Source organism: Laceyella tengchongensis (genome assembly GCF_900182735.1).
GTDB lineage: Bacteria > Bacillota > Bacilli > Thermoactinomycetales > Thermoactinomycetaceae > Laceyella > Laceyella tengchongensis.
Genome location: NZ_FXTU01000002.1, coordinates 293,688 through 313,411, shown reverse-complemented (window position 1 = coordinate 313,411; position 19,724 = coordinate 293,688). Strand labels below are relative to the sequence as shown.

Annotated in this window: 16 protein-coding genes and 4 tRNA genes; 14 read left to right on the top strand and 6 right to left on the bottom strand. The window is 49.3% G+C overall.

Features of this window, described 5'->3' with window-relative positions; all coding sequences use genetic code 11:
* Positions 1-1,335: a cytochrome ubiquinol oxidase subunit I gene (locus QQZ12_RS05055; protein WP_102992913.1), complete on the bottom strand. Its 1,335-nt coding sequence runs from the start codon at positions 1,333-1,335 to the stop codon at positions 1-3.
* A 271-nt stretch (positions 1,336-1,606) separates the two neighbouring features.
* Here QQZ12_RS05055 and QQZ12_RS05050 point away from each other — a divergent pair, with 271 nt between their 5' ends.
* The 4 genes from QQZ12_RS05050 to QQZ12_RS05035 all read left to right on the top strand — a co-directional run bounded on the left by QQZ12_RS05050 (position 1,607) and on the right by QQZ12_RS05035 (position 5,974).
* A complete protein-coding gene (locus QQZ12_RS05050; RefSeq protein ID WP_102992912.1) occupies positions 1,607-2,581 on the top strand; it encodes a VanW family protein in 975 nt (324 codons plus the stop codon).
* 154 nt (positions 2,582-2,735) lie between these two features.
* Positions 2,736-3,713: a 3D domain-containing protein gene (locus tag QQZ12_RS05045; RefSeq protein ID WP_284724048.1), complete on the top strand. Its 978-nt coding sequence runs from the start codon at positions 2,736-2,738 to the stop codon at positions 3,711-3,713.
* Positions 3,714-4,118: 405 nt separating this feature from the next.
* Positions 4,119-5,555, top strand: coding sequence for a YecA family protein (locus QQZ12_RS05040; protein ID WP_284724047.1), 1,437 nt, complete (start codon positions 4,119-4,121; stop codon positions 5,553-5,555).
* A 104-nt stretch (positions 5,556-5,659) separates the two neighbouring features.
* The gene (locus QQZ12_RS05035; RefSeq protein ID WP_102992910.1) at positions 5,660-5,974 is read left to right on the top strand and encodes a hypothetical protein; all 315 of its coding nucleotides are present in this window, start codon (positions 5,660-5,662) and stop codon (positions 5,972-5,974) included.
* A gap of 56 nt (positions 5,975-6,030) precedes the next feature.
* On the opposite strand, the gene QQZ12_RS05030 is transcribed toward QQZ12_RS05035, so the two are convergent.
* The gene (locus QQZ12_RS05030) at positions 6,031-6,360 is read right to left on the bottom strand and encodes a hypothetical protein (protein WP_284724046.1); all 330 of its coding nucleotides are present in this window, start codon (positions 6,358-6,360) and stop codon (positions 6,031-6,033) included.
* A 170-nt stretch (positions 6,361-6,530) separates the two neighbouring features.
* Here QQZ12_RS05030 and QQZ12_RS05025 point away from each other — a divergent pair, with 170 nt between their 5' ends.
* Positions 6,531-7,352 carry a PHP domain-containing protein gene (locus QQZ12_RS05025; protein ID WP_102992908.1) on the top strand — a complete coding sequence of 274 codons (822 nt, stop codon included), beginning with the start codon at positions 6,531-6,533 and terminating at the stop codon, positions 7,350-7,352.
* On the opposite strand, the gene QQZ12_RS05020 is transcribed toward QQZ12_RS05025, so the two are convergent.
* On the bottom strand, positions 7,349-7,783 hold the full coding sequence (locus QQZ12_RS05020) for a GNAT family N-acetyltransferase (RefSeq protein WP_102992907.1): 435 nt from the start codon (positions 7,781-7,783) through the stop codon (positions 7,349-7,351). The two genes, QQZ12_RS05025 and QQZ12_RS05020, sit on opposite strands and share 4 nt — an antisense overlap.
* Before the next feature lie 24 nt (positions 7,784-7,807).
* Positions 7,808-8,317, bottom strand: coding sequence for a 2'-5' RNA ligase family protein (locus QQZ12_RS05015; protein WP_102992906.1), 510 nt, complete (start codon positions 8,315-8,317; stop codon positions 7,808-7,810).
* A 120-nt stretch (positions 8,318-8,437) separates the two neighbouring features.
* On the opposite strand from QQZ12_RS05015, the gene QQZ12_RS05010 reads away from it, so the two are divergent.
* From QQZ12_RS05010 to QQZ12_RS04985, 6 genes are all read left to right on the top strand, one after another.
* A complete protein-coding gene (locus QQZ12_RS05010; protein ID WP_102992905.1) occupies positions 8,438-8,965 on the top strand; it encodes a phosphatidylglycerophosphatase A family protein in 528 nt (175 codons plus the stop codon).
* Between the two features lie 242 nt (positions 8,966-9,207).
* Positions 9,208-9,387: a hypothetical protein gene (locus QQZ12_RS05005; RefSeq protein ID WP_132222414.1), complete on the top strand. Its 180-nt coding sequence runs from the start codon at positions 9,208-9,210 to the stop codon at positions 9,385-9,387.
* A 74-nt stretch (positions 9,388-9,461) separates the two neighbouring features.
* Positions 9,462-9,538 (top strand) — tRNA-Met (locus tag QQZ12_RS05000).
* A gap of 4 nt (positions 9,539-9,542) precedes the next feature.
* Positions 9,543-9,619: transfer RNA gene (locus QQZ12_RS04995), tRNA-Asp, on the top strand.
* Between the two features lie 12 nt (positions 9,620-9,631).
* Positions 9,632-9,707, top strand: a tRNA-Ile gene (locus QQZ12_RS04990).
* Positions 9,708-9,736: 29 nt separating this feature from the next.
* Positions 9,737-9,811, top strand: a tRNA-Val gene (locus QQZ12_RS04985).
* A 936-nt stretch (positions 9,812-10,747) separates the two neighbouring features.
* Here the strand turns inward: QQZ12_RS04985 and QQZ12_RS04980 are convergent.
* Complete coding sequence (locus QQZ12_RS04980) at positions 10,748-11,866, bottom strand: aminotransferase class V-fold PLP-dependent enzyme (protein WP_189318857.1); 1,119 nt, start codon at positions 11,864-11,866, stop codon at positions 10,748-10,750.
* A gap of 485 nt (positions 11,867-12,351) precedes the next feature.
* Here QQZ12_RS04980 and QQZ12_RS04975 point away from each other — a divergent pair, with 485 nt between their 5' ends.
* Together QQZ12_RS04975 and QQZ12_RS04970 are read left to right on the top strand one after the other, a co-directional pair.
* Positions 12,352-12,501, top strand: a complete 150-nt coding sequence (locus QQZ12_RS04975; protein ID WP_154987440.1) for a hypothetical protein — start codon at positions 12,352-12,354, stop codon at positions 12,499-12,501.
* A gap of 476 nt (positions 12,502-12,977) precedes the next feature.
* A complete protein-coding gene (locus QQZ12_RS04970) occupies positions 12,978-14,189 on the top strand; it encodes an ATP-grasp domain-containing protein (protein ID WP_284724045.1) in 1,212 nt (403 codons plus the stop codon).
* Between the two features lie 112 nt (positions 14,190-14,301).
* Here the strand turns inward: QQZ12_RS04970 and QQZ12_RS04965 are convergent, their stop codons facing one another.
* Entirely contained in the window at positions 14,302-15,624 is a 1,323-nt protein-coding gene (locus tag QQZ12_RS04965; RefSeq protein ID WP_102992902.1) for a DNA recombination protein RmuC, read from the bottom strand.
* A 185-nt stretch (positions 15,625-15,809) separates the two neighbouring features.
* Between QQZ12_RS04965 and QQZ12_RS04960 the strand changes: the two genes are divergently transcribed.
* Positions 15,810-19,442, top strand: coding sequence for a dynamin family protein (locus QQZ12_RS04960; RefSeq protein ID WP_284724044.1), 3,633 nt, complete (start codon positions 15,810-15,812; stop codon positions 19,440-19,442).
* Positions 19,443-19,724: the final 282 nt, after the last annotated feature.

Below are 19,724 nucleotides of genomic sequence, written 5' to 3'. Positions count from 1 at the left end.
TTAGTTCCCCTGCGAAGGCATGTTCTCAAGCTCCGCTTCAGCGGGTTGGTTTTTGAAGAGGCGATTGAGAACGACCAATGCGACAATGGTCAGGATGAGGTACAGGATAGAGAACAAAATAGTCATCAGCGCGACACTGTCAGAGGTGGTCGCAGCTTTGTCCACGCGCATGATGCCGGTGATAATCCAAGGCAATCGACCGACCTCGGCGAATATCCAGCCACATTCAATGGCGATAAATGAAAGCGGACCCCCGAGGATAATTGCGCGCAACAGCCATTTGTTCCATTCGCTCCCTTTTTTTCTCCACCAACAGTACAGGAAGACGGCGGAGACTAGTGCCAGGTATACGCCGATCGCCACCATGATGTCGAAGAGATAATGGATGTACAGCGGTGGATGGTTCTCCTTTGGAATATCGTTTAAACCAATCACTTCCGTTTTGGTTGAATTGCCTGCCAGGATGCTTAAGGCATTCGGAATTTTGATGGCGTAGCGAACTTCGTTCGTTTCCTTATCCAGCACGCCTCCAAAGTAGAGGGGCGCTTCTGATTGCGTCTCAAAATGCCATTCGGCGGCGGCCAGTTTGGCGGGTTGGTGTTTGGCCAAGAACTTGCCGGAAATGTCTCCGGCCACAAATGTGAGCAAGGAGAAGATGAGACCGGCGATCATGGTTAACCGCAATGCTTTTTTATAATAGACGTGTTTATTGCCGCGCAAGATATGGTATGCCGCGATGGCAGCCAACAAGAAGCCGCTGGTCAGATAAGCAGATGAGACGACATGGGCCACTTTAGACGGTGTGGCTGGGTTTAACATGGCCGCGATGGGATCGATATCCATCAGTTTGCCATCGGCAGCGATGGTGAATCCGGTTGGCGTGTTCATGAAAGCGTTTACCATCGTGATAAACACGGCGGACATGGTTGAGCCGATGATGATGGGAATGGAAGTCAGCCAGTGGTAAATCGGCTTTTTAAACGTATCCCATGTGTACAGATAGATGCCCAAGAAAATCGCTTCAAAGAAAAAGGCGAACGTTTCCATAAAGAGTGGCAAGCTGATGATGTTTCCAGCTAATTGCATGAATTTGGGCCACAGCAGGGAAAGCATGATCCCGATGCACGTTCCCGTCACCACACCGACAGCCACCGTGATGACAAAGCCGCGGGTCCATCTTCGGGCAAGCAGGATATAGTGGGGATCTTTGGTGCGGATTCCCCAATATTCGGCAAGGGAGATGAAAACAGGTACACCCACCCCGATGGTCGCCCAGATGATATGGAACGCTAATGTCGTTTCCGTAAGTACGCGACTCCAGAATACTGAATCCATCCAATCACTTCCTACCTGTTCATTTTCTTTTTCATTATACGTTCACATAACTACTTTGTACACTGTTTCACTAATTTTGACAACAAAATTCAACAATTAAACATACAATTACATCTTAAATGTTCAATAATGAACATGAATACGCCAGAATACCGCGCGTCCAATTCGCCGGCTCTCTAGCACACCTATTGATCCGTCATCACTGCTTGATTGCGAAGGTCATAGCCTGGGTCGGTTTGATGCACACTAAGCGAAAAAAGGGAGTGCGGCGATGAACAAGAAAACGCATGTCATTTTGCTAATTCTCTTGGTGCCCTTGTTGATCTCGATGCCGTCTGTGCCTGTTGTGGCCGCGTCTTCTCCTGAGCCGGCGGCAGTGGATGCCGATTTATCTTTTGTTCCCACCTTGGTGTTGGAACATAGGGGCCAACGCTGGGTTTTCCCTTTGCGCGACATTGGGTTTGATGGGATTGATCCCACCACATTGAACCGCACGTTGGCGTTGGAGTGGATTGCCGGCGTTCTCGAACGAGACTTGAACCGTCCTGCGCGCTCCGCTTACTATCACGAGCGGCGGATTGTTCCAGAACAAGCGGGGTTGAAAGTGGATCGCCAACGCATCGAAGCGTGGTTTGATCGCATCCATGAAGTCATGGGCCAACCGCTCGCGGTTCCGGTCAACATAGTCAAACCAAGGCTGACTGCGGCGAAACTGCGGCGGTTGAAAGAGAAACAAATCGGGAGTTATCTTACTTATTACAATGAATGGAACAGAAACCGTGCGCACAATATTCATCTGGCGACAGAAGCGATTGATCATAAAGTGTTGATGCCCGGTGAGGTGTTTTCGTTTAATAAGACAGTCGGGCCGCGCTCGCAGGCCAGGGGTTACCGTCTCGCCCGCATCATCGTCAAAGGAGAATACAGTGAAGGGGTCGGCGGTGGGATTTGCCAAACCTCGTCCACTTTGTACAACAGCGTGGACAAGGCCGGGCTCAAGATCGTGGAGCGGCAAAGGCATAGCAAACAGGTGGCGTATGTGCCGAGGGGCCGGGATGCTACAGTGTCTTGGGGAGGGCCGGATTTTAAGTTTCAAAACCAGCTGAATGAACCGATTTTGATTGTGGCTAAAGCCAGCAACGGCCGATTGCTCATTTCTATTTATGGACCGGAAGAAATTCATGCCAAACCGCGAAAGGTTCCGGTTGCGCCCAAACAGGCGGCTCTACTAGAAGAAGTGGAATAAATTGCCGCGAGCGGTCATAAGCCGGGCTCCGTGGGCATAAATCTCAATTAAAATGGATGAATCTATGACAATCCTGCTAGAGTCATAGATAAGGAAGAAAACATCTGCTATAATGGCTTCATTGTTTAGGCTTTACTGCAGAAGGAGGATGTCGATGAAAAAGTTCCTTCTACCCAGCCTCGCGATGTTTTTCATCCTGCTCACGGGCTGTTCCGGTTCCTCACAAACAGTGAAAATTACTTTCAGCGATCAAGATAAAGCACTGCAATTTGAACGCTCAAGCGATACGTTGGCAGAAGCGCTGGAAGGCCAAGGCCATAAGATTGACGAATTGAAACAGCGCTACCAGCCAAGCATCGGTTGGGATCAAAAAATCGAAGGACACAGCGAGATCACATTGAAGTGCAAGTGCAAAGTCTCTTTGCGTGTGGCGGGCAAAGACCTCGGCACCTTTGAAACCTTGCAATCCACAGTAAAAGGGGTTTTGCAGGAGAAAAAGGTGGTTCTGACCGAGTGGGATGAGCTAAACATGCCGCTGGATAAGAAGATCATGAACGGTACCAATATCGTGGTCGATCGCATCGAGCAAAGGCTGCAGAAAAGAGTGGAAGAAATCCCTTATAACACGAAAGAAGTAAAAACAGATAAATTAGCAGAAGGAAAAAAAGAAGTGAAAAAAGAAGGGGAGGAAGGGAAGAAGATTTATGAAGTCCTCCTCGTCTACAAAAACGGCATGCCAGTCACGGAAGACGGTAAGCCTAAAGCGACGGAAAGACTTGTCCAAACAATCAAACCCGTCGACAAAATCGTGAGCATTGGCACGAATAAAGAGATGACGAAAAAAGACGATGTGGATCTGACTTCAGCCAAGACATTAACAGTGGAGGCGACGGGTTACACCCATACCGGAAGCCGCACGGCGACCGGCACCTACCCCAAGCGGGGCACCATCGCGGTGGATCCCAGCGTGATTCCGCTCGGAACCAAGATGTATATACCGGGCTACGGCTACGGTGTTGCTGAAGATACGGGTGGCGCGGTCAACGGGCACATCATTGACCTGTTCTTTGAAACGCGGGCTGAGGCACTCAAATGGGGTCGCCGGACAGTAACCATCAAGATTTTAAAATGAGTGAAAAAAAACCTTGCGATGAGCAATTCATTGCAGGGTTTTTTATTTTGACATGGAATCATTAAATAAGAATCTTCCGTGGCTCCCTTTATCTCTCAATCATCCCTTTATCCAACTATCCATTTCTTCCATCCCTCGGAAAAAATTTCTTCAAAAGCGCGTTTTAAATCGTTAAAATAAAGGTATAGTTACTCAAGAATACAAAGCATTGGGAAAATGGCGTTTAGGATAAGCAGAAGCATGAATCGACTCCGGGGTCATGTTGCCGCCCCGATAGTGTGATTGTCCAGCGAATGGACAGGTGAGAAGGATATGTAAGATGGGTTTTAATGGAAAAACTCTTTGTCATATCCTAACCTTTCATATATACTTAATGGCAAGGAAACTAGCATCCGAGGTGTGAGTATGGTAGGCCGGAATGAACCTTGCCCCTGCGGCAGTGGGAAGAAGTATAAGAAATGTTGTGAGAGAGTTGTAGCGCTTGATTCAGTGGAGAAGGCCAGAGCTGAAAGAGAGAACCGCTTAAAACACGACCTCTTGGTCGATCTGCAACATTGGTTTACAGGGCGGATCTCACCTGAGATGCAGAAAGAATGGGCACAACGCTTTAAAAAACTCATGCAGTTGCCTTTGGACCAGCCGATTTCCCAAGAATATGCCACTTACTTTCGCTTTTGGCTCCTGTTTGACGCACCTTGTTTAAACCGCCGGCGACCGGTAGAAGTGTGGCGCTCTACCATTCGCAATGCCCCGCACAAGGAACGTATGGCCCGCAACATGAGCGAGTCAACCTTTACCTGCTACGAAATTTCACAGACCGACGAACACACCCTGACATTGACATCCTTGACAACGAAAGAGCAAGTCCAGATTCAAAAAGGGGAATCGATTCCCAGGGAAAAGCTTGTTTTTACTCGATTGCTTCGTGTTGGTCAACGATATGAATTCTTTGGCCCTTATACATCTTTCGCGCATGAGATGAGAGGGGAGATACTCGTGCAGCTTGAGAAATACAATCATCCAGAAGAAGAACGTCAAGAATACACCACCTGGGAAAACGGTTGGAAGGTTTTCGGTTGGTCTATCAAACGAACAGAAGAGGTTGAGCAAGGGATGTTATCTGCGCCTGTTGTGACTGAGCACATGGTGGAGGAGACGGCTTTTTGGCCGGACGTAGAGCCGAAGGAAGAGGAATTGCCTTTGCGAGTGATGCAACATTTGGAACAGTTTTATTTCAACCATGTGGCCACATTGCAAAAAGGAACGCAAACTTTGTATAGCCGTTCATTGGAATTGTTGTACAAGTATTTGTCTATGCGTTTTGGTCAATCGTTCGACTGGTCGATGCTGGATGAGGAAGTCCTGTGCCATTTTTTGAGCGTATGGTATTTGGATCAAGGCAAAGTAACTGCTCCCGGTTCAAAAATCTTCCTCAACACCCTGAAGCATCTGTTCCGCTGGTTGAAAGAGGAAGGCATCAGTGATGCGTACCTGTCATTCAGAAAGGTATATGCCTCGTTGATCCGTGCGTTGCCTGTCGCGGTTGAAGCTAAAAAATGGATGGAAGAGAATGGTGTCAAGCCAGACTATCGCAACAACGAGCAAACTGGTTCCACACAGATGGTGATGTTGGCTTTCTCTTCAACAGGTCCGGCGCTATTGATCGAAGACAAATGGCTGCCAGTGAATCTGCTTGGCGTGCCCACCATGTGGAGTGAGCATCGCTTCTGGGTTCACGGAACTGTGCAAATGGAACCGTCCGGCTGTTATTTCACACGGATCGATGGGCTTTATCCAATCATTTCATTGGACAACCAATTAAAAGTGTTAGGCCACAAGTGATAAGGTAGCCGTGCTGAACCAATGCATGGGCTACCTTATTTTTGCATGAACCTCTCCATCTGTTGAGATACTAACAGTACACTCAGCAAAGGGGGACTCTTCGCATGTTCGGCTTTTTGCGTTCAAAAAACAAGTTCAAAGAGATGATAAATGAAATGGCAAAAGAACTGGGGATCAAACAAGACGCGCGCGGCAAAAACGGCCAAGACGTGACCCAGCTCGCCGAAGAGTTCGGCAAGGAATTGGGTTTGAAACAGAAGCGCACCCCAGCGGGCCAAAAGGACTTGGTAAAAGAAGTCATGACCGAAGCGGGAAAAGAGTTGGGGATTACGGAGAATACGACTTCCACCAACATGAGTTCCGACCAGTTGGCCCAGCGGATCAATGAAGAGATTCAAAAACGGAAGAAATCACGCTGAGTGAAGCGAGCACCCAAAAGGTTCGGGTGCTCGTTTACATTACATTCACGATTTGTCTATTTTAGATAAGAAGCGATTTCTTCTAATTTCTCTTGAGCCGCCATAATTACCTCATTCGGAATCGACAGGTTGCGCTGATGCCGCCGTAAATGGGACGCCGACTCTAATGTCGGTTGCTCGAGGCTGAGTGTGGTTTCATGGCGGGTTTTCATTTGTCGGGTAGGAAGGGAAAGGCGATAGACTTGTCCGGAGGCCAGGTCTCTCATATGCAAGCGATAAATGGGTGCATGAGAGCGAAAACGGCAGAAACCTTGCATTCGCATTATTTTGTCCACTTGCTCATAGGCCGCACACACATTTGTCAGCGCTTTGGCGCGCAATTGCATAAAAATCCCTCCTTGCCGTTGTAACCGCTTTATTACCCTCGTCAAGAGATATGTAATCCTCTTTTTTTGGGAAATTTCCGCATGGTGCGGTACAATGAAATGGGTAAGGTGGCGCATCAGCCCAACAAGTCGGAAAGAATGAACACATTGTTTGACAGGAGGAATGAAGCGTGGGACGTGTAGATTTGCATGTACATTCGACGGGATCGGACGGATTATTTTCTCCCTCCGAAGTGGTGAAATTGGCTAAGGAAGTGGGGCTTGCCGGCTTGGCGATCACTGACCACGACTCGGTCAGCGGAATAGAAGAGGCGTTATCTGCAGGACGCGAATGGGGTGTCCATGTAGTCCCGGGAGTTGAAATCAGCACGTTGTGGCAAGGGAAAGAGATTCATATGTTGGGATTACATATCGATTATCGCGACCCGTCTTTACTTGAAAAGTTGAAGCGGCAACGTGAGGTGCGACAGACGCGCAATCGCATGATGATCGAAAAATTAAATGAGTTGGGGATTGAAGTGACCATGGAGGAAGTCATGGCCAAGAAGAAAGGGGAGGGCCAAGCTGACAATGTGGGGCGGCCGCATATTGCTGAGGTGTTGATTGACAAAGGGATTGTACAATCAATGGATGAAGCGTTTGACCGATATTTAGGGCGGGATGGGCAAGCTTATGTAACGCCGCCGCGCATCAGCCCGATCGAAGCGATCCAATTGATCCACCAAAGCAAAGGGAAGGCCGTCATCGCTCATCCCGGATTGTATGAGCAAGACGACTTAATTCCTTTGTTGGTGGAAAATGGATTGGACGGCATTGAAGTGAACCATCCAGATCACACGGATGAAGCCAAACAGCGGTATGCCGAAATGGCAAAAACATTTGGGCTTTTCGAGACGGCCGGATCGGATTTTCATGGGGAACGGCACGGCTCGATGTACCATGCGATGCTTGGCACATGCACGGTGGATGAAGGGATTTTGACCAAGCTTTAAATCAGCTTCTTCTTCATCGACACGTGCGGGATACCCGCATCAACAAACGGCTCATCCATGACGTGATAGCCCAGCTTCTCATAAAACGGGATCACCGGCATTTGGGCGTGGAGGACGATCGCGTGGGCCTGTTCTTGGCGGGCTTGGGCTTCTAACGCTTCCATCAAGAGGCGCCCGGCGCCGCTGTGGCGTTTGGATGGTAGCACAGCGACCCGTTCAGCTTTGGCCACGTTAGGGTTAACCCACCGCATCCGGCAAGCACCCACCGGTTGCCCGTCCTCAAGCGCCACAAAATGCAACGATCGCTCATCATATTCATCTGATTCCCGCGTTTCAGGTACTTTTTGCTCTAGCACGAACACCTGGCGGCGAATGGCAAAAGCCCATTCCCTTTCCGTCGGTGTTTGAGCGATGATGACGGTGACGGCCATAGGACGACATCCTTTCGGATCAGATCATTTTTTCAACAGGAATGTTTGATGAATGCTCCAAGAGCCGTTTTCCAGCTGGTACATAAGGTGGAAACGGTCGATTTTCGATTCCAATTCAAATTGTCTCAACCGTAGGGTGCCATACACATCATGTAGCTCTTCTTCCGACATTTTCTGCCCAATGGTGAGATGTGGGATGTAATCATAAGGCATTGGAATGGGATCCAGCGAAGCACTGATCTGGTTGTGCAACGTTTCCAAAGGTTTGCTGTCTTTGATCGCCAGATAGATGGTATGGCTGGTAGGATAGAAATGGCTCACTTTGTGGAACTGGATGGTGAAGGGCTTGTTTTGCTTGGCGATTTCTTCTAATCTCTGGACCGCGTCTTCCACTTTTTCATCAGGCAGTTCGAACTTTTCCCGCAACGTGATATGGGGTGGAATGAGGCTGTAATGCGGGTCGTACCGCTTTCTATAGGAATTGACAAGGTCTTGTACGTGTTTTTGTGGAAAAACAGCAATGCCGAAAAACATAACACATTCCCTCCTTGAACAGAAAAATGGCGCATTTCTTATATTATATCTTTAAATTTTGGTTCACGCATCTTTTGTGGGCAATTGATTATGGTAAGATGGCTTATGGGAGGGAAACAAATGAGAAGAGTACACAGCAGTGAAGTGAAACGTACAGTGATGAAAAGCCTGGAAGACCGCGGAGTCAGTATCGAAGCAATTGCTGAAATTGTTCACGAAATGCAGAGCCCTTATAACCCGAATCTAACCATGGAGCAGTGCGTCGACAGCGTGCTGGCCGTGCTGAATAAAAGGGAATTGCAACACGCCATTCTAGTAGGAGTCGAGTTGGACCGCTTGGCGGAGCAGAATATATTGTCTGAACCGCTCTTATCCCTTGTCAAAGGGGATGAAGGGCTGTTTGGTTGTGATGAAACATTGGCCTTGGGCTCCGTTTTGGGCTATGGGAGCATTGCCGTCACTACCTTCGGTCACTTGGACAAGCATAAAATTGGGCTCATTCGCGAGTTGGACACCAAAAAAGGTGGGCGGGTGCAGACGTTTATGGATGATTTGGTCGCCAGCGTCGCGGCTGCAGCTTCAGGGCGTTTGGCTCACCGTCTGCGCGATGAGGAAGAGCGGGCTTCAGCCCAACAGCTGGATGGCTAAAGCAAGTAGCAGGCCTATAGATGCAAATAAGCCGTTGTCACAATCGACAACGGCTTTACCATTTGGCCGTGAGGAGGGAATATTGGTCGGCTCGTGAACAGTTAAGCCCGACAAGGTTGCTTGGGTTAATATAGCATATGCGGAAAGGGGCTGCCCGCTCTGGACGAAACGGAAAATGTGCATGCGCCCTTAGGCATGAAAAATGGAAAACAGTGAAAAATAAGAGATGAAAGGAGGAAAGCATGATGCAATGGGTATATTGGGCCAAATTATATGACAGCCGCTTTCAAGCGCGGTGTTTGGCAGCACGAATGCAAGAGGACTGGTGGCTGTACGGTTATGATAGCCCGGAGCGAGTGGAGGTGTTTCGCTCCAAAAAAGGGCGTTATGGAGTTCGTTATATTTGGGATAAAAAATCTTAAAAAAGGCCTTGCACTTTTGAAGAAATTGATGTACATTAATAAATGTCGCTGATGGTGATTAAAACAATTGATATCGCGGGGTGGAGCAGTCTGGTAGCTCGTCGGGCTCATAACCCGAAGGTCGCAGGTTCAAATCCTGTCCCCGCAACCAACTTGGAGCTGTGGTGTAGAGGCCTAACATGCCTGCCTGTCACGCAGGAGATCGCGGGTTCGAATCCCGTCAGCTCCGCCACTTCACCATCATGGGCCTATAGCTCAGTTGGTAGAGCAGTCGGCTCATAACCGATCGGTCACAGGTTCGAGTCCTGTTGGGCCCACCAACTTATCTAAAAACTACATATTTTCACTTGGGCAGTTAGCTCAGAGGGAGAGCGCTTCCTTGACACGGAAGAGGTCGTAGGTTCGATTCCTATACTGCCCACCAACCAAAACCCTTGCATATGTGCAAGGGTTTTTTGTTTGGTAGAGGAGTAAATCGCGTTTCTTTATGGTGACTTCGTTGAAGAGAGAGTTAATAAATATTGGATGAATTTATTATCCATATAAAACAATGAATTATAGAAAAGGATGTATGTAGTTATTGGAGGGATATGGAGTTCGACAATCTCTGATTGCATCCTGTATTGTGCATATATAAATCATACTCCTTAGTATATGCTGATTATAATAACTGCTTTGCAAAATAGGAGGTGCCAAAATGCTAAATGGAGATCCGAAGGTTGTTTATTTAACACTAGCGGCTGTCTTTTTCTTAATGATAGGCTAGGGATTAGAGCCTTATGTTCAATATTCGATTACAGTAGGTGTGTTGATTTCTTTTATCTTGATTGTTATCGCAACCATCCTTGCATTTAAAAACGCGCGCGGGAATAAGATTTGAACAGATACTGAAATAAAGGTATATATCTTTTCTAGGCTACTGCGCACTTTTGATAAAAATACTCAAATTCTGTTTTGAAGTGATGAAGTGAAAGAAGAGATAAAGACGACAGTAAGCATATGTATGGTGTGGGCTAAAGGCACAAAAAAGGTCTCCGCCGAGGGGGTGCGCTAGAATGGATCGACGGAGACGAGGAAGAGTTAAGTAAACCATTCATTGTGGGGATTCGAAGATAAGCGAGACAGTGCTATCCTCGAACGCTATTAAGTATAACATATTTATTCAATATGTTACAGTTTTTAATTGAGGAATGCATAAATTATTGATACTTATTTGCTCATAAATAGGAAATAAATACATGATGGCATCATCCATGCCCAGCACCCCTGAGGGCGAATGAAAGTAAAGGTGATTGGAAAGTTGGCGTTTTCGCTGATATGCATGCAGATGCGCTGGTGTTTGTGATGGTGGACGCTCTTCTTATTCACGGTGCGAGGCGACGAGGGTGGAGGTGGAATGTCTTCCCTGCTTGCGGGCGTGGTGAATCGCAGCTTCAAGGATCACGAGGGCGCGGATCAATTCTGTGTGGGAATGGAAGGCATGGATGGAAAAGCGGATGCCTTCCGGGCGCGGCAGATGGCGAATGTATAGATGGTGCCGCAGACAGTAGTCCACGATTTCCTCGTGGGCAAGGCCTTCTATACGGAAGCATACCAAACCGGAAGCGGGAAAGGCGAGGTCGGTGAACAGAGTGACACCCGGCAGAAGCAGAAGCTGCTGTTTGAACCAGGCGGCCAAATGATGGATCCGCGAGGTGATCGCGGGAAGCTGGTATTGCTCCAAGAGTTCTAAGCCGCGGGTGAGTCCGGCTACCAAGGCAATGTTTTTTGTAGAGCCTTCCATTTTTTGTGAATCCATCTTCCAGTCTATCTGCCCGTTAAGGGAAAAGCCGGTGATGGATTGATAGCCTGCTGCAAGGGGCCATAGTTGCTCAATGAGCTTGGCGGTGATATAGCAAGCCCCGGTGCCGGTGGGACCCAGCAACCACTTGTGGCCGGAGAGAGCATACGCATCGCAACCGATGGCTTTGACATCGACATTTACGTTTCCGGCGCTTTGCGCTCCGTCGATAAGGGTGAGCATGCGGTGGTCCCGGGCTAGTCGGCAAATGTCAGCGACAGGCAGGATGCGACCCGTGTTCCAGGTGACGTGGCTTGCGACGATCAGGCGTGTGCGTTGATCGATGGCATTTGCTAATGCGTCGATCAGCTCTTCATCTGTTTTGCCTTCGGGATCGACAAGGGTGACAAAGAGACCGTACCGTTTTGCGATGTTGAAGCATGGCACGAGACTGCTGACATGTTCGTGTGCGGTGACGATCATTCCATCTCCCTCTTGCCAAGGGATGCCGGCGATGATGGCATTCATGCTGAACGTGCCGTTTTCCGTCAGCGAGATTTCGCTAGGGTGGGCCCCTAACAGAGATGCCAGTTTCCGGCGGGCTTCCATAGAGACTGATTCGGTAACCAACCATGGCTTGGGAGATGGGGATTGAAGGGAATGGTTAGCTTGGGTGATCGCTTCATGTATCGGTTCCAAAAGCGGTACGCATGTTCCTATGTTAAAGTAGAGGCTGTCACCCAAAGGGGGGCATAGGTCTTGGAAGTGTGGCCAACGGGTTGGCATTCGGGCATCATCCTTTTTATATAACTTGAAATTCGTTGTTTATATTATATAAATTTGCAAATAGAAGAACAATTCGCTTTTTATATGAGTTGGTAAAGTGGTCGAAAAATGGTTAAAACATTAATAAAATCGTGAGAATTCATCATGTCTGATCTGATTCTGGAGATGCCACGCACAAAGCGTCCTTCTCCTGCAAGGGGAAGCAAACTAGAACGACTAGAATTCTAGCTGTTTTGCTGGGGATTCACCAAAAATTTTTCCATGTGATGGAGCGGACGCGTAGCCTCACCTTGGTGAAGCGGAGCTAAGGCATGTAGAGACAACCTCCTTTTTAAATGGTCATTTCCGGCGTAATGAGCGGGGAGGAGGGGCATACTGAAGCAAAAAAGGAGGTTGCCATGAACAACAATCAACAGCAAAGCAGATTGGAAGGACAGATTGAGGAACAGGCGAAATGCTCGCCGCGGATGGAAGAAGAGTGTCAGGATATTCGCATTCCCGCGCATCTGGTGGCGGAAGTGCAGGATGAGGAGCCGACGTCATCATGATTGACCGCTCCTGCCGTTACGGGGGAGCGGATAGCTAAGTTAATAAATGGATTGACAAAATATTATGTTTTCTCTAATATTAAAAAGAACCCCTGCTGATTGGACATGATGTGCCAACGGTTTAACCTATTCTTCTTAAGGTTAGACCAACGTCTTCAGATTTCCGCCAGAGGTATGCCCACCCTACGGGAAATAGCGTGCGTCCGTCGTGTCATCTCCAGCAATTATGATGTGAATACTCGGTTCAGCGATGAGTCTGTTTTGCGGTGAGGAAGAGCTAGCTTGTCAGCCAGCTCAGTGTAGACGAGCCCCTGCAGGAGCGAGATTTTTGAAAGCGGAGTCGCTTGTCGCTTAAGCAAACCACGGAACGCAGGCTCAAAAATCAGCTCCGGGCCACTTTGTCAACAAGTTCGAGCTTGCTCGCTGGGCAAGCTCGGTGTGTTCACACATCTTGGATTGAAAGGGGAACGTTTGGGTTGAGCATCTTAATTTTCAATCGCTTGCCTTATTATGATGTACCCTATGACAAATGGCTGGAGGACTTGAACGAACCGTTGGTGATCCTGACGGAACAAAAATTGGCGCCGGCGTTTCAGGCGAAAGCGCGCGCCTTATCTTTTGAAAATTATGACTATAACAATGCGGTTGAATTTGTCGCTTTACAGATGGCGAAAAAGAACCCATTTCGCCGGATTGTTGCTACTGCTGAGCGGGATATTTTGCGCGCGGCAAGACTTAGGGAGCATTTGGGGATCGAAGGCCAGTCGTTAGAGAGCGCGATCGCTTTTCGTGACAAGGTGAAGATGAAGACGTTACTCAAAGCGGCCAATGTAAAGGTTCCCCCGTTTGCTGAAATTACTTCGGTGATCGATTTGGTTCGTTTTATCGAAGCAGAGGGATATCCCGTCGTGGTGAAGCCAGTCGATGGCATGGGCTCTCGAAATACAACGATTTTGCATGACGACGAAGACACCATCGCCTATTTAACAGAGGGATTAACCCCTCATTTGGAAGTGGAGAAGTTTATCGAAGGTGAAATGTACCACATTGATGGTGTTGTGCTTGATGGAGTGATTGAGCTCTGTTGGCCTTCCAAATACTTGAACAACTGTCTCGCATTTCAGGAAGGGAAATATCTCGGTAGCTATCTGCTGGAGCCAGAAAATCCGCTTACGCCCCGTTTGCAGCGTTATGTTACGAACGTGCTTCATATCTTGCCCACGCCGCAATACACCACGTTTCACGCGGAGGTGTTCCACACCCCCGAGGATGAGTTGATATTATGTGAAATCGCTTGCCGGACCGGAGGTTCCCGCATTTGTGAAGAATACCGCCAAGCGTTTGATTTGGATCTGACCAAACTGGCGGTGCAAGCCCAATGCGGATTGGCCGTGACTGTGCCCGAGCAAGTGCGGAGCGGGCGGGGACCTAAGACGCAGATTGGTTTTATCGGCATCCCGCCGAAGCAAGGGGTTTTTCTCTCCGCCCCCAAAGCGGACGAGCTTCCTGATTGGGTGACGGAATACCGTTTGCTGGCGGAGCCGGGCCAATATTTTGATGGGCCGCATACCAGTGTGGATTATACGGTGACGTTGGTGGTGACCGGGGAGACCGAAGGGAAAGTGTTGGCGAGGTTAGAAGAGGTGGCTGACCTGTTTGAACGGAACACGGTCTGGCAATCAAAGTGACGTGAACAGCGTGATCTAACTGCAACAAAGATGCCTGAGCAGTTGAAAAAGGAGCCGGGCCCTTTTTCAACTGCTTAGGCTTTTTTATGGGCGGTGAATGCGGTTTTAGGTTTCATTCCCGCTCGTCATTGGCCGCGAGTGGCAAGGCTTCTGAGCTACCGAGCTCGGGAAGGTTTTCCACCCGGTTCAGTTTCTTTTTCATCGTCTCCGTTTGCTTGGTCGCTTGGCCGATCGTTTTGCTGGCCTCGTCCAACTTGCGCTGGGCCTTGGCCAAGGTGTCGCCAAACTTAAACAATTCTGTTTTTAACAGGCTCAACCATTTCCACGCTTCATTGGTGTGCTTTTGGATTGCCAGCGTGCGGAAGCCCATGTGCAGGCTGGTCAAAAAGGCGGACAATGTGGTGGGGCCGGTAATCGCGACTTTGTATTGGCGCTGGATATGCTCCCACAGTCCGGGCCGCCGTAAGATCTCGGCGTATAAGCCTTCAATCGGCAGGAAGAGGATGGCGAAGTCGGTGGTTGTCGGGGGATTGATGTATTTATCCGCTATTTTTTTGGCTTCTTGCTTAATCCGTGCTTCCAAGCTTTTCAATGCTTCTTGGGCCTGATCGGCTTGTCCCCGCTCTTGTGCTTCAGTGAGGCGCTGGTAATCGTCCAATGGAAACTTGGAATCGATCGGGAGCAACAGATGTGAGCGTTCCGCGTCTTTGGCGGGCAATTTGATTGCGAATTCGACATTCTCTTTGCTATTTTCTTTGACCGTGGCGTTTTTGCTGTATTGATCCGGCGTTAGCAATTGTTCCAAAATGTTTTCCAGCTGGATTTCCCCCAAGACTCCACGGTTCTTCACATTGGACAAGACTTTGCGGAGATCGTCGACGCCAGTGGCCAGATGGTGCATTTCCCCCAAGCTTTTATGAACCCGTTCCAATCGCTCACTGACCAATTGAAAAGATTCACCCAGCCTTTGTTCCAACGTTTGGTGCAATTTTTCGTCAACCGTCTGCCGCATCTGCTCCAGCTTTTGCTGGTTGGCTTCCTGAAGCTGGTTCAATTTTTCTTCCACTTTGTCTCGTAGCAGTTCCTGTTTGCGTTCGGTCATGATGGTCATTTCGTTGAGTTGCTTGGCAAAACTGTCCAGCAGGTCTTTTTGTTGACGTGAGCTTTCACGAATGGTGGTGATGGTGGATTGGGTGAGATTGCTGAAGGAGTTGCTCAGATCGCGCCGGTTTTCAATGATCGAGCGGTTCCATTCCAACCGGTTGGCGGCGAATTCTTCGCGCATCAATTTTTCCAATCGCTCTTGGTTTAGTTCCAATCGTTCCACTTGTTTGCGCAAGGATGAACCACTCCCTTCGCGATCCGCCCGCCGGAAGATGAGATACAGAATAACCGCGTTCAAAAGGAGGGAGATGATCCCGATGATTGTCGACATGTCGAACACCTTCTTTTATGGAATCGAGCACCTTCCATTATAACTGATTTGGAAAATATTGTTCAGGTTCTTTGGCTGGCGCGCTGGTTCTTGTTTTCCCAAGGAGGCGCTTTCTTGCGCGAATATGGTAAGATAATGAACGTATGCAGAGTCTAGACTGAGTTCAAAAGGAGAAGCGCACTTTCATGATTGACGTGAAATTCCAACCGGTTTTGCACCGCTTGGCGGCGGTGGAACAAGCCATGGGTGAGCGCCATGATGAAGAGCATCGGGAAAAAATGGCGGATTTGATGCGGAAAGTGGCCAAAGGGGAATGGACCATCGCATTTTGCGGGCATTTTTCGGCTGGCAAATCTTCTATGCTCAATGAGTTGTACGGTGAGTCGATCTTGCCGACCAGCCCGATTCCGACCAGTGCCAATGTGGTGAAAATCATGGCTGGCAAGGATGAGGTTACGCTATTGTTGAGCACCGGAGAAATCCATCGTTTTGCTGGGGTCTACACTGAGCAAGAGTTGAAGGCCTTGTGCAAAAATGGGGAAGAGGTGCTGGCAGTTCACATCAAGCGCGAGACGGAAGCTTTGCCTGAAGGTGTCGCGCTGTTGGACACCCCGGGAGTGGATTCCGCCGATGACGCGCATCAGGCGGTTACCCTTTCTGCCTTGCATCTGGCGGATGTCATCTTTTACATGATGGATTACAACCATGTGCAGTCAGAAGGAAATCTTTCATTTATTAAGCAGCTGATCGCACGAAAAGAGGAAGTTTATCTGATCATCAACCAGATTGACAAACATCGCGACGCAGAGCTTCCGTTTGCCACGTATCAAGCGAATGTGGAGAAAACGTTTGCCGAATGGGGAATTCAGCCGGCTGGCGTATATTATACTTCGCTTGCTGATCGGTCGCATCCGGCCAATCAATTGGCGGAATGCAAGGAACTGATCCGGCGACTGATGCGTAAGAGAGATCGTATGGAAGAGAGCGCGCGCAAAGAAGCCGAGTATCTGATCGGTGAACATCTGGACGCGCTTAGGGTGCGAGAGCGTGAAGAACGGGCGAAGCTAGAGAAAATGTTGCACGCGGTTACGCCGCCTGCTGGCCGTAGCATGAGCGAGTGGCTGGCTGATTGCGAAAATGAGTTGAGCCAGCTTGCCGGGCAAAGCGAACGGGAACGGGAGGCGTGGGTTCACGGCTTGAACCGTTTGTTACAAAACGCCTACCTGATGCCGGCAGATCTGCGCGAGGCCGCCCGCGCCTACTTGGAAACGGTGTTGACGCTGTTCAAAGTGGGTTTTCTGTTTAGCGCCAAAAAAACGGAACAAGAGAAAGAACGGCGTCGCCTTGCTTTTTATGAACAATTGCGCCAGACGGTGGAAGCGCAACTGGAAGTTCATCTCAAGGCGCATCTCATGCAGTTCGCCAAAGAGCGGCAATTGGACACGGACCCCATCAGTGAAGCGATTTACCAGCCTGTCTCATGGGTGACCCCGGAATTGCCGGCCCAAGTGATCAAACCGGGAGCGGAGTGGTCAGGCGCCTATGTGTTGACTTACGCCGAAGATTTGGCGCAAGCGATCAAGAAACGGGCGCGCGAATGGGCGGAAACCATCTATGACCGTATGGCGGGAGAACAGGCTGATCGGATGCAAGCGCAACAAATGCAATTGACTGCCCAAATCAACAACATCAAGCAAGCGTTGGCAGCGGAACAGCAGTTGGCGGCGAAAGATCGAGAGCTGGCCGAATATGAAGCATATCTCCTTCAGGTAGTGCGTGGCGACATTGACGTCGCCGAGTCTGATCTTGCTTACCTGCTTCATGAAGAGATCCCAGGTGCTCGGCAACGCTATGAAGTGAAGCTGGCCGAAGAGACGGTTGCACCAGAGCAGCCGACTATCGCGCGGGTGGCCGATGCGCCGCAAGCACCTAAAGCGGCGATGCGGACGAATTGGGTGCTACAATTGGTGAAACAAGCGGAACAAAGCTTGCAAGAGTTGCCAAACTTCGCTCAGTTGCGAGAGGAGTGGGCGGAAAAACGGGCTCGCATCGAGGGAAAACAATATACGGTGGCGTTGTTTGGCGCGTTTAGTGCCGGGAAATCCTCCTTTGCCAATGCGTTGTTAGGTGAGCGCGTATTGCCGGTGTCTCCGCATCCTACGACGGCTACGATTCACCGTATCTGCCCGCCGACAGAGAGATATGCCCATGGGGAGGCAGTCATTCGTTTCAAATCGCGGGAAGCCCTTTATCAAGACCTTAAGCAAGTAGCTGCCTTATTTCAGCGTGAAGTGGAATCCCTAGAGGCGGCGGTGGCGGGGATCGAGGAGCTGTTGCGCGAACCGACCACTTTCACCAAGCAGAAGCTAGCGCTTCCCTTCTTGCGGGCTATTCAACAAGGATACGGGGAGTTAGCGGGCGAGCTGGGTGGCGAAAAAGTGGTTTCGCAAGCAGAGTGTGAAGCCTTCGTAGCTAACGAAGCGAAATCGGCGTTTGTGGAATCCGTCACTTTGTATTATGATGCGCCGTTGACCCGCCAGGGGGTTACCATCGTGGATACGCCCGGAGCGGATTCGATCCATGCGCGTCATACGGAAGTGGCCTTTCAATACATTAAAAATAGCGACGCCATCATTTATGTCACTTATTACAACCATCCTTTTTCCCGCGCCGACCGTGAATTTCTCATTCAGTTGGGCCGGGTGAAAGATGTCTTTTCCCTGGATAAGATGTTTTTTGTGATCAATGCCGCCGACCTGGCTTCGTCCGAAGAGGAGCTGGCCATGGTGCGTCAATATATCGAAAGCCAGTTGCAACAATACGGCATTCGTCATCCGCGCTTGTTTGCTCTGTCCAGCTTACAGGCTTTGGCCGATTCCGAAGACGAGCGTATGGCACAGTTTAAGCAAGCGTTTCTGTCGTTTATTCTGTACGACCTGACAGAGGTTTCATTGAAACAGTTGGGGAGTGAAGTGCAACGGACCGAGCACATGCTGGAACAGATGGGGCAAGCTCTAACGCAGAGCAAAGCGGAAAAGGAAGCGAGCAGGCAGGCGCTGATTGCCGAGCGGGAAGCGATGGAACGCATCATCAGTACCAGTGGTGGGAAAGCAGAAGAGCAGGCCTTAGAAAAAGAATTGAATGAGTTGTTCTATTATGTGAAACAACGGATGTTTTATCGCTACCATGATGTGTTCACTGAGATATTTAACCCGTCGGCGCTGAAGGAAGATGGACAGGTCAAAGAGAAATTACAAGGTTGCGTCTGTGAATTGGTTGAATTCATCAAACACGACCTGTCTCAGGAAATGCGGGCGACGGCACTTCGGATGGAAAAATGGATTGTACGGACGGAAAGTGCTTTGGCGCAGACCATCGCCAAGCGTTTGGAAGCCGTACGCCCTGACTTTCAAACCACTTTCCACAGTGAGGAGGGCATTGCTTCCCCCGTGCTGAAAGAACCGATGACCAATCTATCGCCCGCCTCGTTTAAAAAAGCGCTCAGCTTGTTCAAAAGCGCCAAAGCCTTTTTTGAAAAAGGGGAAAAAGCGCGGATGGAAAGCGAATTGAAGAGCGTGCTGGAACAGGAAGTGGCCGCCTATCTGGAACAGTGCAAGGCGGAGTGGGGCCGGCACTATGCCATGGCGTGGCAAGCGGCGGTGGACCGGGTAAAACAAACATTGCGCGATCAAGTGATTCATGAATATGAATGGCTGTTACAAGGATTTGACGAAACCCTCCCACTCGATGTGTTCATGGCAGCCCAACGGCGATTCGTCGAAGTGAGCGCGGAGTTGAACAAGGTATTGACTGAATAAGGCTATATGCGGCGAAAATGCCTGCTTGCGAAGAAGCGGCGCTTGGCTGCTCCGGTTACGAAAACCCTTCGCTCATGAGGTGCGAAGGGTTTTTACGGTTGAACGCAGGGCAACGCAATTTCATTGAATCGAAATATTTACGCTACAGAGAGCGGTTGACCCTCCATTTCGACTCAGCTTACAATGGTTAGGCAAAAGGGTAAATGGCTTGCATACGTCAAGCTTGCCTATCGGTTATTCCAAAAGCCGCCGTTTAAGAGAAAAAGCCATTTTCCTTTCTCA

Coding starts and splice junctions, on each gene's coding strand:
- QQZ12_RS05055 (WP_102992913.1), bottom strand. CDS start 1,335: ATGGATTCAGTATTCTGGAGTCGCGTACTTACGGAAACGACATTAGCG.
- QQZ12_RS05050 (WP_102992912.1), top strand. CDS start 1,607: ATGAACAAGAAAACGCATGTCATTTTGCTAATTCTCTTGGTGCCCTTG.
- QQZ12_RS05045 (WP_284724048.1), top strand. CDS start 2,736: ATGAAAAAGTTCCTTCTACCCAGCCTCGCGATGTTTTTCATCCTGCTC.
- QQZ12_RS05040 (WP_284724047.1), top strand. CDS start 4,119: ATGGTAGGCCGGAATGAACCTTGCCCCTGCGGCAGTGGGAAGAAGTAT.
- QQZ12_RS05035 (WP_102992910.1), top strand. CDS start 5,660: ATGTTCGGCTTTTTGCGTTCAAAAAACAAGTTCAAAGAGATGATAAAT.
- QQZ12_RS05030 (WP_284724046.1), bottom strand. CDS start 6,360: ATGCAATTGCGCGCCAAAGCGCTGACAAATGTGTGTGCGGCCTATGAG.
- QQZ12_RS05020 (WP_102992907.1), bottom strand. CDS start 7,783: ATGGCCGTCACCGTCATCATCGCTCAAACACCGACGGAAAGGGAATGG.
- QQZ12_RS05015 (WP_102992906.1), bottom strand. CDS start 8,317: ATGTTTTTCGGCATTGCTGTTTTTCCACAAAAACACGTACAAGACCTT.
- QQZ12_RS05010 (WP_102992905.1), top strand. CDS start 8,438: ATGAGAAGAGTACACAGCAGTGAAGTGAAACGTACAGTGATGAAAAGC.
- QQZ12_RS05005 (WP_132222414.1), top strand. CDS start 9,208: ATGATGCAATGGGTATATTGGGCCAAATTATATGACAGCCGCTTTCAA.
- QQZ12_RS04975 (WP_154987440.1), top strand. CDS start 12,352: ATGAACAACAATCAACAGCAAAGCAGATTGGAAGGACAGATTGAGGAA.
- QQZ12_RS04965 (WP_102992902.1), bottom strand. CDS start 15,624: ATGTCGACAATCATCGGGATCATCTCCCTCCTTTTGAACGCGGTTATT.
- QQZ12_RS04960 (WP_284724044.1), top strand. CDS start 15,810: ATGATTGACGTGAAATTCCAACCGGTTTTGCACCGCTTGGCGGCGGTG.